Raw genomic sequence first — 14044 nt, 5'->3', positions numbered from 1 at the left:
TTTCAGGGCAGGATGAGCGGAAGATGACCGAAACGGTGCGCGGTGTCCGGCTGGGCGTCGACGTGGGGCAGGTGCGGGTCGGGGTGGCCCGCTCCGACCCGCACGGGGTGCTGGCCACCCCGCTGGTGACACTCGCCCGGGACCTGACAGCGGCCGAGGACGCGGTGCCCAGCGACATGGCCGAGCTCGTCGCCCTGATCGCCGAGCACGAGTGCGTCGAGGTGGTCGTCGGCCTACCGGTCAACCTCTCCGGCCAGCACGGCCCGGCCGCCCGGAATGTGAAGGCGTATGCTGACCGGTTGGCTGACGTAATAGCGCCCGTTCCGGTAACGCTCACCGACGAGAGGATGTCGACGGTCGTGGCTTCTCGTAGGCTTGCCGAGCGTGGCGTCCGGGGAAAGCGCCAACGCGCGGTGGTCGACCAGGCCGCCGCGGTCGAGATCCTGCAGAGCTGGCTGGACGCGCAGCGGAGGCGGACGCGATGATCGACGATCTGGACCTCGGTTTCGACGAGTCGGAACGGAGTGGTGACAAGGGCAAGCACCGGCGCAGCTACGTGCGCAAGCGCAAGGGCGAGTCGGGCGGGAGCGGGGGCAAGACCGCGCTCGCCCTGCTGATGGCCTTCGTGCTGCTCGGCGTCATCGGCGGCGGGGCCTTCTACGGCTTCGACCGGGTGCAGAGCTACTTCGTCACCCCCGACTACGACGGGGCCGGCACGGGCGAGGTGACCGTCGAGATCAAGCAGGGCGCGCTGATCGCCGACATGGCCACCGCCCTCTACGACGCCGGGGTGGTCAAGAGCGCCAAGGCGTTCATCGAGGCGGCCGAGGCCAACTCGCGCAGCAAGAACATCCAGCCCGGCACCTACAAGGTGCGCAAGCAGATGAGCGGCGAGCAGGCCCTGGTCATGTTGCTCGACCTGAAGAACAAGATCACCAACCAGGTCACCATCCCCGAGGGGCGCACCGCCAAGAACGTCTACAAGCTGCTGTCGGAGAAGACCAAGATCCCGGTCAAGGAGTTCGAGGCCGCCGCGAAGGACCCGGAGGGGCTCGGCGTGCCGGACTGGTGGTTCAAGCGCACCGACGGCAAGCCGGCGAAGAAGTCGATCGAGGGCTTCCTCTACCCGGACACGTACGAGATCCCGCCGAAGGCCACCGCCGAGATCCTGCTGTCGACGATGGTGCAGAACTTCCTCACCGTCACCGGCGAGATGAAGTTCGCCGACCGGGTGCAGGAGGAGCGGGGCGGCATCAGCCCGTACGAGGCGCTGATCGTCGCGTCCCTCGCCCAGGCCGAGGCCGGCAACAAGGACGACCTCGGCAAGGTCGCCCGGGTGGCCTACAACCGGGTGTACGGCGAGTTCGACTGCAACTGCCTGGAGATGGACGTCACGGTCAACTACTACTTCGAGTCGATCGGCCAGGAGGGCAAGAAGTCGAAGGACATGACCGCGGCCGAGTTGGACAACCCGAAGAACCCGTACAACCGGAAGCTGCGCGGGATGATCCCCACCCCGATCAACAACCCGGGTAAGCAGGCGCTGGAGGGGGCCATGGACCCGCCCCCCGGCAAGTGGCTCTACTTCGTGGCGATCGACGACAAGGGCCACTCCGCCTTCGCCGACACGTACGAGCAGCACCAGAAGAACGAGGCGAAGGCCAGGGAGGCCGGGATCATCTGATGACGACGCCACGGCGGGCGGCGGTGGTCGGCAAGCCGATCAGTCACTCCCTCTCCCCGGTGATCCACAACGCCGGCTACGCCGCCGCCGGCCTCGCCGGGTGGTCGTACACGACGATCGAGTGCGCGGAGGCGGAGCTGGCGGCGATGGTCGCCGGCCTCGGCCCCGAGTGGGCCGGGCTTTCGGTGACCATGCCCTGCAAGGAGGCCACCCTCGCCCTCGCGGCCGAGGTGTCGCCCGTCGCCGCCGCGATGGGCGCGGCGAACACGCTGGTCCACCGCCCCGATGGCTCCTGGTACGCGGACAACACCGACGCCGCCGGCATGATCGAGCTGCTCGGCGCGGCCGGCGTGCCGCCGGGGGCCCGCTTCACCGTGCTCGGCGCGGGCGGCACCGCGCGGGCCGCCCTGGCCGCCGCCGCTCGCCTCGGCTCGGGCACAGTGACCGTGGTGGCCCGCCGCGCGTCGGCCATCGACGAGCTGCGCCCGGCCGCCGACGCGCTCGGCCTGCGGCTGGCCGGTGCCGACTGGGCCGACGCGGCCGGGCACACCGACGCGGACGTGGTCGTCTCCACCGTCCCGAAGGGCGTCGCCGACGCGATCGCGGCGCAGGCCCGGTGGCGGCCCGGCGCGGTCTACTTCGACGCGTTGTACGATCCGTGGCCCACCCCCCTCGCCGCCTCGGCCGAGGCGGCCGGCTGTCGGGTGGTGTCCGGGCTGGACCTGCTGGTCGCCCAGGCGGTCGGCCAGTTCGAGCACTTCACCGGCGTCCGCGCCCCGGTCGCGGCGATGCGCCTGGCGCTTGACAGAGCCCGACGAGGAGCCTCTACGTCAAACGTCATCGTGGCCGGCTCAGCCGGCCACGATGACGTTTGACGTTCCCCAGGGCGCAAGCGGCCGCAGGTTGCATGGCGGCGCTGCCCTGCGTGGAGCGTCAGGGCGAGTTGAAGCTACGCGCCGCAGGTTGGCGAGTCCATGATCCTAATCTTGTCGACGATCTCCCCGCGGATGTGCCCATTTCCACGGTTGGGCGGGAGGCAATAGGTGGTGCCGTTCGTGTAGTGGAGCAGTGCACCATCGTCATTGCGCGAGTTCCACACGGCGTACGAGCCACGGCTGCTCGAGCCCAGGGTCTGGTAGGAACTGGTGATGTCCTGGTACGAGGCGGTAGGGCTGTCGGCCGTCCAGTTCGACTCGGTCAGATAGAAACAGACTCGCGGGTAGACGCAGCCGTTCGCGGTTCCCGCCGAAGCTGGAGCGCTGTCCACGATGGTGACCATGACCGTTGCGCACGCCGCCGCAGCCAGACTGCCAGACAGGATCCTCTTCAGTCGCACCTTTTCTCCCCGTGTTCGACCGATGTACTGTGAGTGTCGATCAAGATATCGAACTTGTTGGTTATGGTCAAACAGCCGCTAGAAAGTTGTCTGCGTGCGGCTCTGGTGTTGCTCCTAGTAGCCGCATGGCAACAAGATGATCAACTGTGCATTTGTAGTTCGGCTGGCTGTCGCTGGCGAGCATGCTCGGCGTTTCGGTTCGGTACCTAGCGTCGGGGTATGTTGACCTTGAATCGACGGCCGCGTCGGCCCGTGGCCGTGCTCGCGGCGCTCGCCACGACCGCCGGCCTCTTCGCCGCCGTTCCCGTCTCCGCCCCCGCCGTCGCCGCGCCCGGTGACGTCGTCGTCGCCGAGGACTTCTCCGCCGGTACGCTGCCCGCCGGCTGGCGGGCCATCGACGGTGAGTGGACGGTGCGCGACGGCCGGCTGCGCGGCACCGCCACCAGCGGCACCAAGAAGATCACCTTCGGCCGGCACCTCACCGACTTCCGGTTCTCCGCGACCGTCCGCTTCGAGTCCGTCGCCGAGGCGACCCGGTGGACGGCGCTCGGCCTCGACGTGCCCGCCGACGGGCGTACCCCGTGGTGGATCGCCACCATGCGCAGCGGCACCACCGCCGCGAACGGCCTGGAGTTCGCCCAGCTCACCACCGCCAACGCCTGGAACGTCACCAACACCGGCTCCGCGCCGTACGCCGCCGGGACCGGGCGGGACATGTTGGTCGCCGTGGAGGTGCACGGCAACCAGGCCCGCTGGTTCCTCGACGGCCGCCAGCTGCTGCGCACCACCAGCCTCACCCGGTCCACCGACGGCGGGCAGGCCCTGGTCGTCAACGGCGGCAGCGTCTCCTTCGACGACGTGCTGGTCACCGAGCTGCCGCCGAACGGCTACCTGCGCCCGGCCGGTGCCCCGATGACCATCATCGCCCACCGGGGCGCGTCCGCCGCCGCCCCCGAGAACACCCTCGTCGCGCAGGAGATCGCCCGCCGCTCCGGCGCGGACTTCGTCGAGAACGACGTCCAGCCCAGCCGCGACGGGGTGCCGTTCGTGCTGCACGACGCCACCGTCGACCGCACCACCGACGGTTCGGGCGCGATCCGAACGCTCACCGCCGCCCAGCTCAAGGCGCTCGACGCCGGCTCCTGGTTCGCCCCGCAGTACGCCGGGGCCCGGCTGCCCACCCTCGCCGAGCAGCTCGCCGACCTGCGGACCCGGGGCGGCAACCTGCTGCTGGAGATCAAGGGCGCGCACACCCGTGACGAGGTGGCCCGCATCGTCGAGGTGATCCGCGCCGAGAAGATGACGACCCGGGTCTTCGTGCAGAGCTTCGAGGTCGACGCCCTACGGTTCACCCGGGAACTCGCGCCCGAGCTGCCGACCGGCCTGCTGCGCAGCGGCCTGGACGCCGACCCGGTCGCCGTGGCGCGGGAGCTGGGCGTCACGGCGTACAGCCCGACGGGTACGGCGCTGCTGGCCCGGCCGTCGGTGATCGCCGACCTGCACGCCGCCGGTGTCGCCGTCATGGCCTGGACGGTCGACTCACCGGCGCAGTGGCAGCAGCTGGAGCGGATCGGCACCGACGGGATCATCACCAACCGGCCGGCGGAGCTGGCCGGCTGGAACGCCGCCGGTCAGCTCGGCGCGGCGGTCCCCACCGTGTCGATCGCCGCCCCGGCCGACGGCGTCGAGCTGGACCGGGCGCAGCGGCCGGTGCTCACCGTGCCGGCCACCGACGCCGACACCGTGACCGTCACCCTCGACGGGGCGGCGGTGCCGGTGGGCAAGCCCCTCGACCTGACCGGGCTGGCGGCCGGCGCACACCGGCTGCGCGCCGTGGCGACCGGCCCGAAGGGCACGGCCACCGCCGAGGCCACCTTCACGGTGGCGGTGACCCCGGCCGGCCTCGGTCACCTGGTGCTCACCTCCGGCGCGGCGGACCAGGCGCTGACGGTGCTCACCAACCACCTGGTCAAGGGCCGGTACGCGGAGCTGGCCCGGTACGCCGACCAGCACGCCGGCCGCTTCCTGCCGGAGGCGAAGGCACGCGTCATCGCCGCCGACGCCCGCACCCTAGCTACCCCCTAACCCCCGCCCCCGCCTCGCCCCGTCCCGCCCCCGCCTCGCCCCGCCCCGGCCGGTGATCAAGAGGTTTGCGTCATCGTGAAGATCAAACTTGACGCTTTTCTCTTGATCACCGGGCCCGGGGCGGGGAGGGGTGGCGTGGCGGTTGGGGTTCAGTGCTGTGGGGCAGGCTTGCCGTCGGTCCACAAGGACTCGAAGTGCTCGACATACCGGTCGAACGCTCCCCCGTCCTGGCACCGTCGCAGGTGCAGCGTCACGGAGTCCTGCCCGAGCCCCGCCCCGATGTGTGTGGCGACTATGGCCTCCTCGTCGAAGACCCACACGGACATGGCGAGATGACGGGTAGAGAAGCGGACCGGAATCACGGTGCCGACCTTGCTCAGTTCTGCCCGCGTCATCGCGATACGAGTCGACAGCGTGAGCGGAGTCGCTTCGATCCTCTCCCGCTCGGCTGTGACCGGGCTGTCCGGATCCCCGAGCAGGAATCGCAGGTCGGCCCCGGCGCTTGCCTTGGCTTCGAGCGTGGCGGAGACACCGGGCATCTCCAGCCAGAGGAAGTAGCTGGTGTATCCGCCGAACCACAGCCGAGAACTGGCGCGCCCGATGGCGTCACGGAACACCGACTGGGGCAGGTCTGCGCGGCGTGGATAGACGCCGAGCAGTTCCCGGTCGCTTCCAACCTTCACGGCACGTCGGATCATCTCAGGCCACAGCACCCCCACATCCTCGCCCAGCACCTCTGCTACGCGCACTCTGGAGCGAGGATGAGGGACGCGTCCCCGGCTGACCCATCTCTGCACGGTCTTCGCGTCCACATCGCACCTCTCGGCGAGGTCGGCAAAGGAGAGACCGGCTGCCACGATCGCAGCCTTGAGTGCATCGTTCCGCGCCATGGCGAATAGGACCTTTCGTAGACGTCCCTGCATAGTCACACGCGAGCGGTCCCACCGTCCGTGACGCGCTGGCAGCTTTCAGTGCATGCCATGTTCCGCGCAGCCGGTGCTGTTCGTTTCGCACCCGTCACAGGTAACGCGCCCCCTGTGCTGGGCCGGGTGGCTGGATCCGAGGGGCCCAGGCAGGCCAACGTGCCGACCCTCCATCCCCCAAGAAGGCGACGGTTTCTGGTGATCTCCGATGCCGTGTCGATTGTGTTCGGTGGGCTGGTGCCGGGCTTCCTGCTCGGGCTGCTCGCGTTCCGGGTCAAGTCCCGCTGGTGCCCGCGTTGCGGCGAGCACACCTACGCCATGCCGCCGGAGCAGGACAGATGACCGCGCCGGTTCCCCGCGCCCGCGCCGAGGTGCCGATCGGGCGGCGGATGGCCGAGTTGCGGGCGCGGCGGGGGATGAGCCAGCAGGTCTTCGCCGACCGGATCGGCAGGTCGAAGAGCTGGGTCGACAAGGTCGAGCGAGGCGTACGCACCCTCGACCGGCTCTCCGTCATCGAGACCGTCGCCGGGGCGCTGGGGGTCGCCCCGGCGGTCCTGCTCGCCGACAAGCCGCGCCGGGAAGCCGTCACCGACACCGAGGCAGCCGTGGAACGCATCCGGGCGGCGCTGGCCCGCCACGACCCGCCCGATGCCGACGGCCCGCGCGTGCGGCAGCTCGACGACCAGGCCGGGTACGCCTGGGCCGCGTACCGCAAGGGCCATCATCCGCAGGTGCTGCGCACCCTGCCCGACCTGCTCGCCGCCAGCCGGCACGCCCACCACACCCCGACCGGGGACGCGTCCGTCGCCGATCCGCTCGTCCGCGTCTACCGGCTCGCCGCCCAGACGCTGGTCAAGCTCGGTGAACCCCACCTCGGCCTGCTGGCCGCCGACCGCGCCATGATCGCTGCCACCGGAGACGCACACCGCACCGGGCTCGCCGCCGTCTCCCTCGCCCAGGCGCTGCGCGCCCTGCGGCGGGGTCGCCTCGCGAAGGCTGCCGCGCTCAGCGTCGTACACCAGCTCGACCTGACGCCGTCGCGTGCCCTGCTGGCCGACGAACCGGGACTGACCGGGACCCTGTTGATCGAGGCCGCCGTCGCCGCCGCTACCTGTGGTGACGCCGTCACCGCCCACGACCTCACCGAACGCGCCGTCGCCCTCGCCGCCGCCCACGGCAACCGGCAGTACGACGGCGACGGCGTCGCCTTTGGCCCCGTCGCTGTCACCCTCGCCCGTGCCCTGGTCGCCACCCACCTCGGCGACCACCACCACGCCGTCACCCTCCACCGACACGCCGCCAACAGCGAGGGCTGGCACCGGCTCCCCGCCGAGCATCGCGCCGCCCACCTCGTCGACATCGCCCGCGCCCACCTCGACCTCGGCGACCCGGCGGCTGCCGGCCGTGCTCTCCTCACCGCCGACCGCCTCGCCCCCGCAGAGACCCGAGCCCGTTCCGCCGCCAGGGCCACCCTCACCACGATTCTTCGCACGGGCCCCGCCTCCGCCGACGTCACCCGCCTGGCCGCCGTCCTCGGGCTGACCCGGCAGTAGGCGCCAGACCTTGGACACCTACTGTCAGCCGCTCGGACAGCAAGCGTCCAAGATCTCGTCTGCTCCGGGGTCGGGTGCCCGCGCCCGGCCCGTGGCGGGCGGGCGGCGCGTCCGTAGGGCGGGACGCGGTGGGCGGCCCGGTGGGACGTGACCCGGTCGTGACAGACTTGCCCACGTGTTGCGCTGGTTGACTGCAGGTGAATCGCACGGTCCCGCCCTCGTCGCGATGCTGGAGGGCGTGCCCGCCGGGATCGAGGTGACCACCGGCGAGATCGCCGGTGAGCTGGCCCGCCGCCGGCTCGGCTACGGCCGGGGCGCCCGGATGGCCTTCGAGCAGGACGTCGTCGAGATCATCGGCGGCCTCCGGCACGGCGTCACCCTCGGCAGCCCCGTCGCCATCCGGGTCGGCAACTCCGAGTGGCCCAAGTGGCAGACGGTGATGGCCGCCGACCCGGTGGACCCCGACGAGCTGGCCCGGCAGGCCCGCAACGCGCCGCTGACCCGCCCGCGTCCGGGCCACGCCGATCTTGCCGGCATGCAGAAGTACGGCCACACCGACGCCCGGCCGATCCTGGAGCGGGCCAGCGCGCGGGAGACCGCCGCCCGGGTCGCCGTCGGCACCGTGGCGAAGGCCCTGGTGAAGCAGGCCCTCGGCATCGAGATCGTCTCGCACGTCGTGGAGCTGGGCCCGGTCGCCGCGAAGCCGGGGCTGCGCCCCACGCCGGAGGACGCCGAGCGGATCGACGCCGACCCGCTGCGCTGCCTCGACTCCGACGCGAGCGCCCGGATGGTCGCCGAGGTCGACGCCGCGAAGAAGGCCGCCGACACGCTGGGCGGCGTGGTCGAGGTGCTGGCGTACGGGGTGCCGCCGGGCCTGGGCAGCCACGTGCAGTGGGACCGCAAGCTCGACGCCCGGCTCGCCACCGCGCTGATGTCGATCCAGGCGATCAAGGGCGTGGAGATCGGCGACGGCTGGTTGCAGGCCCGCTCCCGTGGCTCGGAGGCGCACGACGAGATCGTGCCGACCGCGACCGGGGTGCGCCGGGTGACCGACCGGGCCGGCGGCCTGGAGGGCGGCATCACCACCGGCGAGCCGCTGCGGGTGAAGGCGGCGATGAAGCCGATCTCGTCGCTGAACCGGGCCCTGGCCACGGTCGACGTGACCACGGGGGAGCCGGCGACGGCCATCAACCAGCGCTCCGACGTGTGCGCGGTGCCGGCCGCCGCCGTGGTCGCCGAGGCGATGGTGGCCCTGGTGCTCGCCGAGGCCGCCGTGGAGAAGTTCGGCGGCGACTCGGTGGCCGAGATGCGCCGCAACCTGGCCGGCTACCTCGACTCCCTGGTGATCCGGTGAGCCCGTCGCCCGGTGGTGATGCGGTGAGCCGCAGTGGTGGTGCGGTGAGCCGGACGCGGCCGGTGGTCGTCCTCGTCGGGTCGCCCGGCTCCGGGAAGACCACCGTCGGCGAGGCGCTCGCCGCGCTGCTCGGGGTGGAGTTCCGCGACACCGACGCCGACATCGAGGCGATGGCCGGCAAGCCGATCCCGGAGATCTTCGTCGACGAGGGCGAGGACCACTTCCGCGCCCTGGAGCGGGCCGCCACCGCCGCGGCGCTGACGTCCTGCGCCGGGGTGCTCGCCCTCGGCGGCGGCGCGGTGCTCGCCGAGGAGAACCGCGCCGCCCTGGTCGGCCACACCGTGGTGCATTTGAGCGTCGAGCTGGCCGACGCGGTGAAGCGGGTCGGGCTGGGCGCCGGCCGACCGCTGCTGGCGATCAACCCGAGGGCGACGCTGAAACACCTGATGGACCAGCGCCGCCCCCTCTACGCCGAGGTGGCGACCGCGACGGTGGTCACCGACGGGCGTGCGCCGGAGGAGATCGCCGCCGAGGTCGCCGCCCTGCTCAAGCCCTGAGGCGTTCCCCGCTGCCCTATGCGAGGGTGTTTGCAGGGGGCCCTTCCTATGCAGAATGCGTTAACAAGGGGCCCCTCCTTACCTGCGGGCGCCAGGTGGCGAGGAGGGCCAGCGCCAGGGCGATCTCGGCCAGGTCGCCGCCGTAGTACATGACCGTCGCCCCGGCGCGCAGCTGCTCCGGCGGGGCGGGGACGTCCACGGCGAGCCCCGCGTACAGCAGTTGGGCGAGGGCGGCGTGGGCGGCCACGGCGACCCCGAGCACCACGAGCCGCACCGGGACCCGGGGCCGGTGCGGGCCGGGGTCGGGCCCGGCGACCGACCAGGTGAAGAGCAGCCCCGAGAGCAGGAAGTGCAGGTGCACCAGGTGGTGCAGCACCGGGTGCGCCAGCGTCGCCCGGTACAGCGGCGTCAGGTACAGCGCGTACAGCCCGCCGGTGGTGAGCACGAGGCCGGTCACCGGGTGGGCGAGCGCGGCGAGGGCGGGGCGGCGCAGCAGCCGGACCAGGGCCCGGCCGCGCCGCCGGTCGATGCTGCGCAGCGCCAGGGTGACCGGCGCGCCGAGCACCAGCCCGAGCGGCGCGAGCATGCCGATCAGCAGGTGCTGCCACGCGTGCGCGGCGAAGCCGCCGGCCGGCAGGGCCAGCCCCACCGCGAGCAGGCCGGCCCCCGCGCCGAAGGCCGCCGTGCGCCGGTGCGGCCAGCCGCCCCCGTCGGGCCCGCGCTGCCGCAGCGCGGCGGCGAGATAGACCCAGAACAGCACCAGGGGTACGAGCAGCGCGGGCCCCGGCGCGTATCCGTCGTGCCCGCCGTGGCCGTCCCCACCGACCACCCGGCCTGCGGTCGTCGCCAGCGCGTCGCCCACCGCCTGGGTTCCCCCCACCGTCAGGTCCCCGGTCACCGGCGGTCGGCGCAGAGGTCCACGGTCGTGCCGCGGCGCTGCACCAGCCAGCCGGCGGCGACCAGCGCCGCCCCGAGCGCCAGGAACCCGAGGTCCCACCACGTCCGGTACGCGCCCTCGCGCACGTGGTGGATGCCGAGCAGGTGGTGGTCGACGATCCCCTCGACGAGGTTGAACAGCCCCCAGCCGACCAGCGCCCAGCCCCACAGCACGGGGGAGCGCCACAGCCGACCCCGTGACCGGGTGACCCGGGCGTAGAGCAGCGCCAGGCCGGTCAGCACCGCCACCCAGGTCACCACGTGGAAGATCCCGTCCCAGAGGGTGTTCATCTCCAGGCCGGGCACGGTGTCCACCGGGTACGCCCTGACCCCGACGTTGTCGCTGCCGGTGCCGCTGAGCATGTGGTGCCACTGGAGCACCTGGTGCAGCACGATGCCGTCGGCGAAGCCGCCGAGGCCGACGCCGAGGATCGTGGCGGGCAGCCGGATGTCGGCGCCCTCGCTGCCTTTGGTGCTGGGTGTGCTCATCGCGGGGTACCTCCGCCTCGTCGGCCGGCCGGCCCGGAAACGCCGCCGTCCCGGCGACGCTGCCGTCCCGGCGACGCCGTCATCCCGGAACGCCCCCGGGCCGGAACGACGTCCGGGTCCGGACCGTCGCCTGTGCTGGAAACGCTGCCCCCGCTCTGCCCGGCTAAACGCCGCCGGCCGCCACCGGTGACGTGTCGCGGCGGCGACCCGTGATACGCCGGCGTCGCCTCATGCGGCGGAGTCGCGCCGTGCGTGGTGTTAGGAAGGGGCCCTTCCCATATAGAAAGCGTTAACAAGGTGCCCTTCCTTGCACCTACCCCGCCACGGAGTGGACACGCGCCGTCGTGCGGGCCTCGGCTCGACTAGGCTGCCGGGCGATGGACGAGGTGACCCGGATTCCGGTCGGCGGCGAACGGCCGTACGACGTGCTGGTGGGACGCGACCTGCTCGGTTCGCTCCCGACGTTGCTGCCCGGCGCGACCCGGGTCGCGGTGCTGCACGCGCCGCCGCTGAAGGGGCTGGCCGACGCGATCGGCGCACGCCTGGCGGCGGCCGGGGCGGCCCCGCTGCTCGTGGAGGTGCCGGACGCCGAGGCGGGCAAGGCCATCGAGGTGGCCGCCGCGTGTTGGGACCGGCTCGGCGAGGCGGGCTTCACGCGTACGGACGCGGTGGTCGGGGTGGGCGGCGGCGCGGTCACCGACCTGGCCGGCTTCGTCGCGGCCTGCTGGCTGCGCGGGGTGCGCTGGGTGCCGGTGGCGACGTCGCTGCTGGGCATGGTCGACGCGGCGGTGGGCGGCAAGACGGGGATCAACACGGCGGCCGGCAAGAACCTGGTGGGCGGCTTCCACCCGCCGGTCGGGGTGCTGTGCGACCTCGCGGTGCTCGACAGCCTCCCGCCGGCCGACCTGGCGGCGGGGCTGGCCGAGGTGGTCAAGTGCGGCTTCATCGCCGACCCGGTGATCCTCGACCTGGTCGAGCGGGACCGGGCGGCGGCGACGGACCCGACGTCGCCGGTGGTCCGGGAGCTGATCGAGCGGGCGATCCGGGTGAAGGCCGACGTGGTCTCCGGCGACCTGCGCGAGTCCGGGGTGCGCGAGGTGCTCAACTACGGCCACACCCTCGCCCACGCGATCGAGAAGGTGGAGGGCTACCGCTGGCGGCACGGGCACGCCGTGTCCGTCGGGCTGGTCTACGCGGGGGAGCTGGCCCGGCTGGCGGGCCGGCTGGACCCGGAGACCACCGCGCGGCACCGCGCGGTGCTGACGGCCCTGGGGCTGCCGACGGCGTACCGGGCCGACGCGTGGCCGCAGCTGCTGGCCGCGATGCGGGTGGACAAGAAGAGCCGCGGCTCGCGGCTGCGGTTCGTGGTGCTCGACGCGCTGGCCCGCCCGGCGATCCTGGAGGGCCCGGACGACGAGCTGCTGCACGCCGCCTACCGGGAGGTGTCACGGTGAGCGCGAGGAGTGCAGCGCAGCGGAGCCCCGCAGTCGCGAACGAAGGGGGAACCGCGTGAGGGTGTACGTGCTCAACGGGCCGAACCTGGGCCGGCTGGGCACCCGCCAGGTCGACGTGTACGGGGCGACCAGCTACGCCGACCTGGTGGGGCTCTGCGAGGCCACCGGCCGGGAGCTGGGGCTGGACGTGACGGTGCGGCAGACCGACGCCGAGCACGAGCTGGTGGGCTGGCTGCACGACGCGGCCGACGAGCGGGCGGCGGTGGTGCTCAACCCGGCCGCCTGGTCGCACTACTCCATCGCGGTGCGGGACGCCTGCGCCCTGCTGCGCGGCCCGCTGGTGGAGGTGCACATCTCCAACATCCACGCCCGGGAGGAGTTCCGCGCGCACTCGGTGGTCTCGGCGGTGGCGACGGGGGTGATCTGCGGGTTGGGCGTGGACGGCTACCGGCTGGCCCTGCACCACCTGGCGGCCCGCGCGGACGCGGCCCGCTAGGGACGCCGCCCGCGCAGGGGTCGGTGGGGGTGGCTCGCGCGGGCGCGGGAACGACCGGCGGCTGACGGCGGGTACGGCCGGCGGGGGCAGCTAGTAGACTTGCCAGGTCTGTCCGCCAATTGATGATCAAGGCAGGAAATGGCCACCACCAACGACCTGAAGAACGGCCTGGTACTCAACCTCGACGGGGAGCTCTGGGCCGTCGTAGAGTTCCAGCACGTCAAGCCCGGTAAGGGTGGCGCCTTCGTGCGTACCACGCTGAAGAACGTGCTGTCCGGCAAGGTGGTCGACAAGACCTTCAACGCGGGCACCAAGGTCGAGACCGCGACCGTGGACAAGCGCACGATGCAATACCTCTACGCCGACGGCGAGGACTACGTCTTCATGGATCTGGAGACGTTCGACCAGATCACCGTGCCCGGGGGCACCGTCGGCGAGGCCGCCAACTACCTCCTGCCGGAGGCCGAGGCGACCGTCGCCACCCACGAGGGCGTGCCGCTCTACATCGAGCTGCCGACCTCCGTGGTGCTGGAGATCACCTACACGGAGCCGGGCCTGCAGGGCGACCGGTCCACCGGCGGCAACAAGCCGGCGACGGTCGAGACCGGCGCGACCGTGCAGGTGCCGCTCTTCATCACCACCGGCGAGAAGATCAAGGTCGACACCCGCGACGGCCGTTACCTCGGCCGCGCCTGATGGCCGAGGGGCCCAAGCAGCAGATGCCGGCGCGCCGCAAGGCGCGCAAGCGGGCGCTGGACGTGCTCTTCGAGGCCGACCTGCGTAACCGGCCGCCGGTGGAGGTGCTCGCCGGCTACGTCGAGCGGATCGAGAAGCCCCACCCGGAGCACCTGGGTTACGCGGTCGGCCTCGTCGAGGGGGTGGCCGCGCACCTGGACCGGATCGACGAGCTGATCGCCAGCTACGCCGAGGGGTGGACGCTGGACCGGATGCCGGCGGTGGACCGCAACCTGGCCCGCATCGCCGTCTACGAGCTGCTCTACGTCGACGAGCTCGACGACGCGGTGGCGATCAGCGAGGCCGTGGAGCTGGCCCGGCAGATGTCGACCGACGATTCGCCGCGCTTCCTCAACGGGGTGCTCGGCCGGATCGCCGAGTACGCCACCCGCTGACCGCCGCCCCTCGGGGGCGGCGGCCGGCGAGCGGTGTCGAAAAGGGC

Annotated in this window: 16 protein-coding genes; 12 read left to right on the top strand and 4 right to left on the bottom strand. The window is 72.4% G+C overall.

Going from position 1 to position 14044, the window contains the following annotated elements:
• The first annotated feature begins 23 nt into the window (after window positions 1–23).
• From ruvX to O7633_RS07765, 3 genes are read left to right on the top strand one after another with little or no spacing between them, the layout of a single operon-like run.
• Window positions 24–485 (top strand): Holliday junction resolvase RuvX, encoded by a 462-nt coding sequence (gene ruvX, locus O7633_RS07775; RefSeq protein WP_282327044.1) that lies wholly within the window; start codon window positions 24–26, stop codon window positions 483–485.
• Window positions 482–1684, top strand: coding sequence for an endolytic transglycosylase MltG (gene mltG, locus O7633_RS07770; protein WP_282327043.1), 1203 nt, complete (start codon window positions 482–484; stop codon window positions 1682–1684). The genes ruvX and mltG overlap by 4 nt, the downstream gene beginning before the upstream one ends.
• Window positions 1684–2559, top strand: coding sequence for a shikimate dehydrogenase (locus tag O7633_RS07765; RefSeq protein ID WP_282327042.1), 876 nt, complete (start codon window positions 1684–1686; stop codon window positions 2557–2559). The genes mltG and O7633_RS07765 overlap by 1 nt, the downstream gene beginning before the upstream one ends.
• 74 nt (window positions 2560–2633) lie before the next feature.
• Here O7633_RS07765 and O7633_RS07760 read toward each other — a convergent pair whose 3' ends face one another.
• Window positions 2634–3020 (bottom strand): hypothetical protein, encoded by a 387-nt coding sequence (locus O7633_RS07760; RefSeq protein ID WP_282327041.1) that lies wholly within the window; start codon window positions 3018–3020, stop codon window positions 2634–2636.
• 219 nt (window positions 3021–3239) lie between these two features.
• Between O7633_RS07760 and O7633_RS07755 the strand changes: the two genes are divergently transcribed.
• Window positions 3240–5105, top strand: coding sequence for a glycerophosphodiester phosphodiesterase family protein (locus O7633_RS07755; protein ID WP_282327040.1), 1866 nt, complete (start codon window positions 3240–3242; stop codon window positions 5103–5105).
• A gap of 149 nt (window positions 5106–5254) precedes the next feature.
• Here the strand turns inward: O7633_RS07755 and O7633_RS07750 are convergent, their stop codons facing one another.
• Window positions 5255–5962 (bottom strand): helix-turn-helix transcriptional regulator, encoded by a 708-nt coding sequence (locus O7633_RS07750; protein WP_282327039.1) that lies wholly within the window; start codon window positions 5960–5962, stop codon window positions 5255–5257.
• Window positions 5963–6226: 264 nt separating this feature from the next.
• Between O7633_RS07750 and O7633_RS07745 the strand changes: the two genes are divergently transcribed.
• The 4 genes from O7633_RS07745 to O7633_RS07730 all read left to right on the top strand — a co-directional run bounded on the left by O7633_RS07745 (window position 6227) and on the right by O7633_RS07730 (window position 9492).
• Entirely contained in the window at window positions 6227–6370 is a 144-nt protein-coding gene (locus O7633_RS07745; RefSeq protein ID WP_282327038.1) for a hypothetical protein, read from the top strand.
• A complete protein-coding gene (locus O7633_RS07740) occupies window positions 6367–7581 on the top strand; it encodes a helix-turn-helix domain-containing protein (protein WP_282327037.1) in 1215 nt (404 codons plus the stop codon). The genes O7633_RS07745 and O7633_RS07740 overlap by 4 nt, the downstream gene beginning before the upstream one ends.
• A 175-nt stretch (window positions 7582–7756) precedes the next feature.
• Window positions 7757–8935, top strand: coding sequence for a chorismate synthase (gene aroC, locus O7633_RS07735; RefSeq protein ID WP_077939401.1), 1179 nt, complete (start codon window positions 7757–7759; stop codon window positions 8933–8935).
• A gap of 44 nt (window positions 8936–8979) precedes the next feature.
• On the top strand, window positions 8980–9492 hold the full coding sequence (locus O7633_RS07730; protein WP_278127644.1) for a shikimate kinase: 513 nt from the start codon (window positions 8980–8982) through the stop codon (window positions 9490–9492).
• A 46-nt stretch (window positions 9493–9538) separates the two neighbouring features.
• Here O7633_RS07730 and O7633_RS07725 read toward each other — a convergent pair whose 3' ends face one another.
• Both O7633_RS07725 and O7633_RS07720 read right to left on the bottom strand, forming a co-directional pair.
• Window positions 9539–10372 carry a cytochrome c oxidase assembly protein gene (locus O7633_RS07725; protein ID WP_282327033.1) on the bottom strand — a complete coding sequence of 278 codons (834 nt, stop codon included), beginning with the start codon at window positions 10370–10372 and terminating at the stop codon, window positions 9539–9541.
• A 14-nt stretch (window positions 10373–10386) separates the two neighbouring features.
• Window positions 10387–10917, bottom strand: a complete 531-nt coding sequence (locus O7633_RS07720; RefSeq protein ID WP_282327032.1) for a DUF2243 domain-containing protein — start codon at window positions 10915–10917, stop codon at window positions 10387–10389.
• A gap of 377 nt (window positions 10918–11294) precedes the next feature.
• On the opposite strand from O7633_RS07720, the gene aroB reads away from it, so the two are divergent.
• The 4 genes from aroB to nusB all read left to right on the top strand — a co-directional run bounded on the left by aroB (window position 11295) and on the right by nusB (window position 13997).
• Window positions 11295–12371 (top strand): 3-dehydroquinate synthase, encoded by a 1077-nt coding sequence (gene aroB / locus O7633_RS07715; protein ID WP_074478684.1) that lies wholly within the window; start codon window positions 11295–11297, stop codon window positions 12369–12371.
• Between the two features lie 55 nt (window positions 12372–12426).
• Window positions 12427–12867, top strand: a complete 441-nt coding sequence (gene aroQ / locus O7633_RS07710) for a type II 3-dehydroquinate dehydratase (RefSeq protein WP_278127639.1) — start codon at window positions 12427–12429, stop codon at window positions 12865–12867.
• 138 nt (window positions 12868–13005) lie between these two features.
• The gene (gene efp / locus O7633_RS07705) at window positions 13006–13563 is read left to right on the top strand and encodes an elongation factor P (protein ID WP_007075814.1); all 558 of its coding nucleotides are present in this window, start codon (window positions 13006–13008) and stop codon (window positions 13561–13563) included.
• A gap of 23 nt (window positions 13564–13586) precedes the next feature.
• On the top strand, window positions 13587–13997 hold the full coding sequence (gene nusB, locus O7633_RS07700) for a transcription antitermination factor NusB (protein WP_176735041.1): 411 nt from the start codon (window positions 13587–13589) through the stop codon (window positions 13995–13997).
• Window positions 13998–14044 lie beyond the last annotated feature (47 nt).

The sequence above is a fragment of the Micromonospora sp. WMMD712 genome (assembly GCF_029581295.1).
Classification (GTDB): domain Bacteria; phylum Actinomycetota; class Actinomycetes; order Mycobacteriales; family Micromonosporaceae; genus Micromonospora; species Micromonospora carbonacea.
Note: the sequence above shows the minus strand (reverse complement) of the source record. Positions and strands in the feature narration are given on the sequence as shown.

Bases quoted from the DNA above. Each gene is read 5' to 3' on its own strand.
- ruvX (WP_282327044.1), top strand. From the start codon at position 24: ATGACCGAAACGGTGCGCGGTGTCCGGCTGGGCGTCGACGTGGGGCAG.
- mltG (WP_282327043.1), top strand. From the start codon at position 482: ATGATCGACGATCTGGACCTCGGTTTCGACGAGTCGGAACGGAGTGGT.
- O7633_RS07765 (WP_282327042.1), top strand. From the start codon at position 1,684: ATGACGACGCCACGGCGGGCGGCGGTGGTCGGCAAGCCGATCAGTCAC.
- O7633_RS07755 (WP_282327040.1), top strand. From the start codon at position 3,240: ATGTTGACCTTGAATCGACGGCCGCGTCGGCCCGTGGCCGTGCTCGCG.
- O7633_RS07740 (WP_282327037.1), top strand. From the start codon at position 6,367: ATGACCGCGCCGGTTCCCCGCGCCCGCGCCGAGGTGCCGATCGGGCGG.
- O7633_RS07720 (WP_282327032.1), bottom strand. From the start codon at position 10,917: ATGAGCACACCCAGCACCAAAGGCAGCGAGGGCGCCGACATCCGGCTG.
- aroB (WP_074478684.1), top strand. From the start codon at position 11,295: ATGGACGAGGTGACCCGGATTCCGGTCGGCGGCGAACGGCCGTACGAC.
- efp (WP_007075814.1), top strand. From the start codon at position 13,006: ATGGCCACCACCAACGACCTGAAGAACGGCCTGGTACTCAACCTCGAC.
- nusB (WP_176735041.1), top strand. From the start codon at position 13,587: ATGCCGGCGCGCCGCAAGGCGCGCAAGCGGGCGCTGGACGTGCTCTTC.